Source organism: Segeticoccus rhizosphaerae (assembly GCF_005222685.1).
GTDB classification, from domain to species: Bacteria; Actinomycetota; Actinomycetes; order Actinomycetales; family Dermatophilaceae; genus Segeticoccus; species Segeticoccus rhizosphaerae.
Genome location: NZ_SWMA01000065.1, coordinates 1 through 7,322, shown reverse-complemented (window position 1 = coordinate 7,322; position 7,322 = coordinate 1). Strand labels below are relative to the sequence as shown.

Genomic DNA, 7,322 nt, shown 5'->3' with positions numbered 1-7,322 from the left:
TTTCTCGGTCATCATGACCTTCCCCGCCGATCCTCATCGGCGTGTCGGGCCAGTTACACCAATTCCCGGACAGTCCCTGATGGTTCGGCTACCGGGCACGGGTGCCGTCAACCGCCGGTGTCGGAGCCGAGGTGCCCACCGGTGCCGCGGGATCTGCGTCGCCGCAGCTCGGTGATGATCTGGTTCTGCTGGCGCAGCAGGTGCCGGACCGCCTCCGGTCCATCGTCATGGCCATCTGGGCGGCCGAGGGGAGTGTGGCCGGTAGTGCTGGTGGCTGCGCGGCGTAGCAGGCGGATCCGTTGCTCGGTGTCGGCCAGCAGGTCGATGAGCTCCCGCAGGGTGAGCGTGGACAGGGCTTCGTGCTCGGTTCCCATCTCGGCTCTCCTACGCTTCGGTGCGGGCCTGGGTCGCGCCGGTTCCGGGCTCAGGTGCGGGAGTCGGCGGTGCCGTCGTGGTCGTAGTCATCGTCGTCTTCCCCGGGTACGGGCAGGGCCTGCTCCCAGGCGTCGGCCGGGTCGGCCTCCTGCGGCAGGGCGGTGTGCCCGGTGTCGTCGGGGTAGCGGGTGTCGTTGGCTTCGGCGGTGTCGGGGACGGCGGGGGTGGCCTGTTCGGCGGCGTCGGCCTCGGGTACCTCGGTGATGACATCCCTGGGCAGGTCGTCCCGGTCGGCGGTACTCATCGGGGTCATGACTGGCTCCTCCGGGTTTGGTCTGGGTCGGTGTCGTCCTCGTCGCCGTTATCGGATTTCGCTGTCGACGTCGCTGATGGCGTCGGTGGCGGTTCAGTGTTGTTGAAGGTGTGGTCGTCGAGTCGGTGGTGCAGGCGGTCGTTCTCGTCTTGCAGGTTCAGCACCATGGCGATGCCGGCGAGATTGAGCCCGTCGCCCAGCAGTGCGCCGATGCAGCGTAGCCGGTCCAGGTCATCGGCGCTGTAGCGTCGGGTGCCGCCCGGGGTGCGGTCGGGCTCGAGCAGTCCCCGGGCCTCGTACAGCCGCAGTCGCTGGGCGTCCATGCCGGCGAGTTCGGCGGCCACCGAGATTCCGTACACGCCTCGACCGGGCTCACGAGCTCGCCTCGCTGGATTCCCCTGCCGCGGCCAGCAGCGGTGCGTCGGCGCGGGCCGCGGTCTTCTCCGATCCGGGACGGGTGCCCAGGTCACCGGTCGTTGTTTCGGTGACCGCGGGGCTGGCCCGGCGCGCGAGCAGCTCCACCGCCACGTGCCCACGTCCACAGCCCGGGCACAGCACCGCGCCGGGCGCGGTGGGATCGGGGCAGGGCAGCCCCTCGTGGAAGTAGTAGTCCCGATCATGCCCATGACCGTCTTCGACGTGCTGCACGTCGTAGTCGAGCACCCACTTGTGGCCGCAGCCGCCACAGCTGAAACCGAGCCGCTCCACCGACACCTCCCTGAGGACCACTGCCAGCCACCTCTTCCTTCCATCGAGATTTCTCGGCCCGGGTCTTGCCTCAGTGTCCCACAGGTGCTATATCAAATCTATAAGCGCCACCATAGGAAAGGTGGTGGCACTGACAGGCGGTGTGGGAAGGAGTGGTTCACCGATGGCACAGATGTTGATGCGCACCGACCCGTTCCGCGAGCTGGACCGGCTCACCCGGCAGATGTTCAACGGCAACGGCACCCTCGCGTACCCGGCGGCGATGCCGATGGACGCCTGGCGTGAGGGGGACAGCTTCGTCGTCGAGTTCGACCTGCCCGGGGTGGACCCCGGCGCGATCGACCTGGACGTCGAGCGCAACGTGGTCACCGTGCGGGCCGAGCGCCCGGTCCGGCAGGACACCGGTGACATGATCGCTGCCGAGCGGGCCAGGGGCACGTTCAGCCGCCAGCTGGTGCTGGGCGACAACCTGGACACCGAGCGCATCGACGCCGGCTACGACGCCGGCGTGCTCACGCTGCGGATCCCGGTGGCCGAGCAGGCCAAGCCCCGCAAGATCGAGATCAGCACCGGCGACTCCGGCCGGCAGGCGATCAACACCTGACCGACCCCGGTGGTGTCCACCATGTTGACCACGACCACAAACAGCGGTGCGGGCGTCGCCGAGGCCACCGCCGACAACGCCGCCAAGGCCGCTGTTGAGGAGGAGTTCTGGGCGTTGGTGTGTGACGATGAGGAGCTGCTCAGTGCGGAGTTCGACGCGATCGTCGCCGCCGCATGGCCCAGTTCCCCCATCCGCACAGCGGGCCGCCACGCCGACCACCACCGATGGGGTATGCCGGCGCCCGGCCGCGTCGGGGCCTCGCCCCCGGCCGACCGGTCTGCGCGCCCCGGCGTCGATGGTTGGTCCCGGCAGCGCTCACCCCCGCGCGCCCAGTAGTCAGGTCATGGGGCCGGTCACCCACCGGCCCAGGCGATCCCGCGATGGTCATATCGAGGAATGAGGAGGAGGTGATCGGGTCAGCACCTTGTCACCGAGTACCGGGCGGCCGCTGATTCCGCGCGCCACGTCTGCTCCGTGCAAGGCGCCACCAAGAGGTGGCGTCACGCCCTCACGGCGATCTCGTGATCTCCGGCGCGCCGGACCAGCGGTTGTCACGCCCGCCAACATCGGCTCAGGCGGTGTCCCCGACTCGTTGAGGGGCACCGCCTGACCCGGTGTGCAGTCCCCTTCCAGTTCGGTGACACAGGGTGGTTTCTGACGCGGCAGCGTGATGACGGCAGTAGATCCGGGCGTGGACCTGTACCGGCTGCTGGGGGTGGACCCCAGCGCCAGCAGCGCGGACATCGCGCGGGCCTACCGGCGCCTGGCCCGCCGCTGGCACCCGGACGTGGCCACCAGCCCCGGCGCCGCCGAGCACTTCGCCCAGATCACTCACGCCTACCGGGTGCTGTCCGACCCAGCCGCCCGCGCCCGCTACGACACCGCCCGCGCCACCACCACGACTGCCACGCCGCCACCGGACCGAGCGAGCCACCGTCGCGGCTCGTCGGTCCGGAACAACCCCTGGCCGCCGTGGGTCGGCCAGGACACCCCCGCCGGCACTGCGGCAGCGTTCTGGCTGGGTGGACCCAGGTTCTCTCAGGCGTTCTCCGCCGGCACCGATCCGCGCCCATCAGGCGCTGACGCCGGCGTCGAAGGTGAGGTGGAGGTCAGCGTGGAGGAGGCCTACCGCGGCAGCTGCCGCACCCTGACCGTGACCGGTCCCCACGGCAGCACCGTCGTGCCGCTCACCGTCCCACCCGGGGTGGTCACCGGCCAGCTGCTGCGGGTGCCGGTCGACGCCCTGCCTGGCGGGCACAGCGCACCCCCGGTACTCCTGCGGGTGCGCCTCGCCGACCACGAGCGCTACCGCATCGAGGCTCGGGATGTGCACGTTGACCTTCCGCTGGCTCCGTGGGAGGCCGCGCTCGGCGCGCCGGTGACCCTCCCGACGCCCGCAGGGACGATCTGCCTCGACGTGCCGGCCGGCACCTCAACCGGAGCGGTGCTCACCGCCCCCGGGCACGGACTGCCCAACCCCACCGGACCTGCCGGGGACCTGCACACCCACGTGCGCATCGTCGTCCCCTCCCACCTGAGTACCACCGAGCGGCGCCTGTTCACCCAGCTCGCTGCCACCTCCACGTTCCACCCACGAGAGGGGCAGGAGCCTCGACATGACACTGACCGGTGAGCCCGGCAGCACCCGGATACGGCGGCCATCATGTGGTCCCTGGTTGCCGATCCGCTCGCGAGACGCCCTGGGCTATAGCCCGGTGGTGCCCTGCTCGGGTCTGGTGACGCCAGGCGCGGGAGCGTCAACGAGCGACTGCGGAGCGGGCATCCTTGATCAGCAATAGCAGGTGTAGCGGGTCTGTTGGTGACGGTTCGAAGTTGAAGTGGGCGTAGAAGGCGCGAGCGGTGTCGTTGAGCGCGTGCACGAGCAGCGCCCGGACGCCGATGATCTCGGATGCCTGGACCGAGCGCAGGATGGCGTCGCGTAGCAGGTTCTTGCCCAGCCCAGAGTTCTGCTCCTTGCGGTCCACTGCGAGCCGGGATAGCAGGATCACCGGCACTGGATCGGGCATGTTGCGCCTCACCTTCCCGGCGACGTCTCGCTGCTGGACGCTGGCCGAGGCGAGGGCGTAGTAGCCGACGACCCGGGCGTCGCGGCAGGTGACAAAACAGCGTGAAGCCCCCTGGACGTGGTTGGCCAGGGCCCGCTTGCGTAGGTACTCGTCGAGACTGTGCTCGCCGCTGTCGAAGCCGCTGGTGTCGTCGTCCTCGGCGATCGGACGGGGCAGGCTGTACCCGCTCACCCCTCGGTGAAGACAGACGGCTCGGTGAGTAGCTTCTCCAGCCGTGGCTTGTGGCTGACCGGGCGGTCCAGCACGGCGAGGAACTCGCTCCACGCGGCGTCGTCGATCGCGAACACGCGTCGATCTGCCAGCACGTCGACGGCGTGGCTCATCGTCGCGGCGACGGTGAACTCGGTGATGTTAGTGCCCTCCACCTCGGCGGCATGCCGGATGAGCGCGTCCTGGTCCGAGGACAGGCGCACGGCGATCCGGGAGTCCTTGACGGCAGTCATGTACCTAGTGTGTGCCTAATAGGCGTACACGTCAACTCGGCTCCGTTCCGGTTCACGATCGAGCTAGGGGACGTGGTCGACGTCCACCAGCCCCGTTGCGCCTCGCAAGCGGGGTTTGCACGGCAGGATAGGCGCATGTCAGGTACGGATCAGATCTTCAGCGCGCTTGTGGCCGAGGCCGGGCAGGCCGGTGAGGTCGAGCGGGCCAGGTTCGAAGCATCCCGGGGCGCGTACTTCGGGTTCAATGGGACCTACTGTTACGTGGTCACGGACAGCACCCTTTAGCAGGGCCGATTGACGGTGCGCCAGCTGCTGGGAGCATCACCCGCCATCACTCACTGGCCCTTGCAGTCCTGCCGTTGGCGGGAGCGAGACGGAACGACGACTGTCCTCGCAACACCGGACGGCGAACACAAGTTGGCCTTCTCAACTGAAGCTCTGGCGGAGCAAGCCATCGCCGCGCTCGGTCCTGGCCGATGACCACGACCGCTCCCGCCCGCGTGCGACGGCTCGGTCGCATCAACGCCCATCCAGGCGTCCGATCGCCCATCGGCTTGGGGAACGCCCACTCAGCGGGTGGCGAGCTGGGATAGTGGCGGCAGGCTGGTGGCCAGTGTGCGAACCCGGCGCGTGTCGCGGTCGATGGCGGTGAGGCGTCCAGCACGGTCGATGGTGAATAGCCACTGACTGTTCGGAGACCAGACGAGGCCAGCGGGGCCGGTGTCGATGTCTTGGAGTCGCACGTGGACATGGTGCCGGCGACCGGTGGTCAGGTCCAGCAGGTACAGCACGGGATGGGGAGTGCTGCCGGTACAGAACATGGCGGCGGTACGCCCATCCGGGGAGATGGTTCCGGAGAGCGGCGCCGCGGTGGGTCGACTGTCGGCAGGGCAGGGGGAGGGGAGGGCTTGTCGGGACCCGGTGTGCCGGTTGATCGCCGTCAGTTCGCATTGGTCTTGGGAAGGGCAAGGACGGGTAAGCCAGGTGGTGGTGCCGATCGCGACCACGGTGCCGGTCGTGACCTGTTGCCGCCCGGAAGGGTGGAGGTCGTAGGCGCCGTGGCTGGTCTGTACGAGCCGGCCGCCGGCGCCGTCGGCTACCGAGAGCCCGGCCCACTGGTCTGTGCGCGGTCGGAGCGTCACCCCGGTGGGGGTCCCGTCGAAGCCGACCAGCCGCACTCGTCGCGGGTGGTCGGGGTCGGTGGCCCACACCTGGTCGGGCGCTGGTCCGGGAAAGGCGTAACCGCATGTTCCGAGTGGCCCGCCGGTCAGCTTCTGGGCCTGCCCGCCGCGGGGAAGCAGGTACCCGGCGACGCAGTCCCACGGGCGGATCAACACCTGCCGAGCGCCGACCACCAAGGCCACCCCGCCGCTGCTCAGCAGTGGCGGACCTGCAGCGGCGGTGATCTTGCCCGAGGCGGGGACGATGCGCACCAGATGGAACGGCTCGCTCAGGCTCTGCCGCGTCACGGCCACCAACTGCCAGCCGACGGGCACCCCCGTCAGCAGCGGGTGCCCGCCTTGCCGACGTACTTTCGGCGCGGACCCCGGCACCGGCTCGCGCGTAGGCCCGGCCACACCCACCAAGGAAGAGCTCGTCGGTTCCGGCTCGGTGCTCGACCTCGATGGGGTCGCCGAGCCTGACGAGTCACCCGAGTCCCCGACAACTTGTGCGACCGCACCCGCCGTGACAGCGACGATCAGAAGAGCGACCGCCACGTACAGACCCCAAGGACGACGCCACGCATCATCAGTGGTCTCGGGTCCCTCACCGCCCACCGACACCACGCCACCCTACTGACGCTGCGGCATGCCGTCGCCGTCCCAGTTGCCGATCGGCATACGGCGCCTGGTTCGGAACGTGTGGCCAATGGGTGCCGTGGGGTTCACAATCAGCCCATGGGTCGGCTGAGCCGTGGTGCTGCGGGGATCGCGCTGGCCATGACTGCGGTCGGTGTGCCACCTGCGTATGCCTCGTGCGCCCAGGACAGTGGCCCGGCGGGCTCTTCGGTGATCTTCGTCGGCTCGGTCGAGCAGCAGCGCCGAGGCTTTACCTTGTTCTCGGTCAGTCAGGTCTGGGCGGGCCCCGACCTGGCGCCGAAGGTCTGGATACAGACCGGCCAGGAGCAGCCTCCGTGGCCGGTCAGCATCGTGCAGGTCGTCGGTAGTTCCGGGGACGCGGAGCTACTCTCCGGTCACCGTTACGTCGTGGGGGCATCTCGGGGCTATAGAACAGGCGCCTGCAGCGTCTCGGAGTTCACCTCGGCCACCGGACCAACCCGGACGGAGAACGGGTCGATGGCCGTGCGGGATCCGGTCCCGGACGGCGTTCAAGGAGCGGACCCGCCCCTTGGTCCCATCGGCCAGGGCCTGTGGACTGCGGGATTCCTCGCGGCCCTGGGCGGCGCGGCGGTGCTGATCCGTCGGCACCGTGCTCGCACCCGGCAGGAACAGTCAGGAGCCGATCGGTGCCTCGGGTGGGGGCCCGACCAGTGCCCCGAGCCCGCCGGTGGATCCTCTGCTGGTCAGCCGGTGTCGCGGCCCGGTTGAGGATCCCGCTGTGGGGGTGGCTCGTTGTCGGAGTGGGTCGGCCGACAGCAGTGCGCGGTCGGAGCAGGTTTGTGGGGTAGCACGCGGCTGGCAGGCTGGCGGCCTTGTCGCAGGGGAACGCGTTCCAGGTCAAGGTCGAGGATCTCGTGGTGGTGACCAGGGCACTACTGGGGTGGTGGAAGTGGAACGCTGAGTCGAGAGTGATTGACTATCCGCCGTGGCCGAACCGCGCGACGTCCAGGA

At 69.4% G+C, this 7,322-nt stretch carries 12 protein-coding genes; 5 read left to right on the top strand and 7 right to left on the bottom strand.

Annotation, left to right across the window (positions count from 1 at the left end; all coding sequences use genetic code 11):
- Positions 1-107 precede the first annotated feature (107 nt).
- Genes FCN22_RS20995 through FCN22_RS22435 form a run of 4 tightly spaced genes read right to left on the bottom strand, consistent with a single transcriptional unit; the run spans position 108 to position 1,417 of the window.
- On the bottom strand, positions 108-374 hold the full coding sequence (locus FCN22_RS20995; protein WP_137123513.1) for a hypothetical protein: 267 nt from the start codon (positions 372-374) through the stop codon (positions 108-110).
- A 50-nt stretch (positions 375-424) separates the two neighbouring features.
- On the bottom strand, positions 425-688 hold the full coding sequence (locus tag FCN22_RS20990) for an Rv3202a family protein (RefSeq protein WP_202911728.1): 264 nt from the start codon (positions 686-688) through the stop codon (positions 425-427).
- Positions 685-1,032: a MerR family transcriptional regulator gene (locus tag FCN22_RS22440; RefSeq protein WP_338016668.1), complete on the bottom strand. Its 348-nt coding sequence runs from the start codon at positions 1,030-1,032 to the stop codon at positions 685-687. The genes FCN22_RS20990 and FCN22_RS22440 overlap by 4 nt, the downstream gene beginning before the upstream one ends.
- Before the next feature lie 28 nt (positions 1,033-1,060).
- Positions 1,061-1,417: a hypothetical protein gene (locus FCN22_RS22435; protein ID WP_238384891.1), complete on the bottom strand. Its 357-nt coding sequence runs from the start codon at positions 1,415-1,417 to the stop codon at positions 1,061-1,063.
- Between the two features lie 151 nt (positions 1,418-1,568).
- On the opposite strand from FCN22_RS22435, the gene FCN22_RS20980 reads away from it, so the two are divergent.
- From FCN22_RS20980 to FCN22_RS20970, 3 genes are all read left to right on the top strand, one after another.
- On the top strand, positions 1,569-2,000 hold the full coding sequence (locus FCN22_RS20980; RefSeq protein WP_137123514.1) for an Hsp20/alpha crystallin family protein: 432 nt from the start codon (positions 1,569-1,571) through the stop codon (positions 1,998-2,000).
- 21 nt (positions 2,001-2,021) lie between these two features.
- Complete coding sequence (locus FCN22_RS20975; RefSeq protein ID WP_137123511.1) at positions 2,022-2,336, top strand: hypothetical protein; 315 nt, start codon at positions 2,022-2,024, stop codon at positions 2,334-2,336.
- 355 nt (positions 2,337-2,691) lie between these two features.
- Complete coding sequence (locus FCN22_RS20970; RefSeq protein ID WP_162308289.1) at positions 2,692-3,633, top strand: DnaJ C-terminal domain-containing protein; 942 nt, start codon at positions 2,692-2,694, stop codon at positions 3,631-3,633.
- Positions 3,634-3,757: 124 nt separating this feature from the next.
- Here FCN22_RS20970 and FCN22_RS20965 read toward each other — a convergent pair whose 3' ends face one another.
- Together FCN22_RS20965 and FCN22_RS20960 are read right to left on the bottom strand one after the other, a co-directional pair.
- Positions 3,758-4,258, bottom strand: coding sequence for a GNAT family N-acetyltransferase (locus FCN22_RS20965; protein ID WP_137123509.1), 501 nt, complete (start codon positions 4,256-4,258; stop codon positions 3,758-3,760).
- Positions 4,255-4,530: a type II toxin-antitoxin system TacA family antitoxin gene (locus FCN22_RS20960; protein WP_137123508.1), complete on the bottom strand. Its 276-nt coding sequence runs from the start codon at positions 4,528-4,530 to the stop codon at positions 4,255-4,257. The genes FCN22_RS20965 and FCN22_RS20960 overlap by 4 nt, the downstream gene beginning before the upstream one ends.
- Positions 4,531-4,665: 135 nt before the next feature.
- Here FCN22_RS20960 and FCN22_RS21725 point away from each other — a divergent pair, with 135 nt between their 5' ends.
- The gene (locus FCN22_RS21725; RefSeq protein ID WP_162308288.1) at positions 4,666-4,815 is read left to right on the top strand and encodes a hypothetical protein; all 150 of its coding nucleotides are present in this window, start codon (positions 4,666-4,668) and stop codon (positions 4,813-4,815) included.
- A gap of 284 nt (positions 4,816-5,099) precedes the next feature.
- On the opposite strand, the gene FCN22_RS20955 is transcribed toward FCN22_RS21725, so the two are convergent.
- Positions 5,100-5,999, bottom strand: a complete 900-nt coding sequence (locus tag FCN22_RS20955) for a TolB-like translocation protein (protein WP_137123507.1) — start codon at positions 5,997-5,999, stop codon at positions 5,100-5,102.
- A gap of 429 nt (positions 6,000-6,428) precedes the next feature.
- Here FCN22_RS20955 and FCN22_RS20950 point away from each other — a divergent pair, with 429 nt between their 5' ends.
- The gene (locus FCN22_RS20950; protein WP_137123506.1) at positions 6,429-7,079 is read left to right on the top strand and encodes a hypothetical protein; all 651 of its coding nucleotides are present in this window, start codon (positions 6,429-6,431) and stop codon (positions 7,077-7,079) included.
- Positions 7,080-7,322 lie beyond the last annotated feature (243 nt).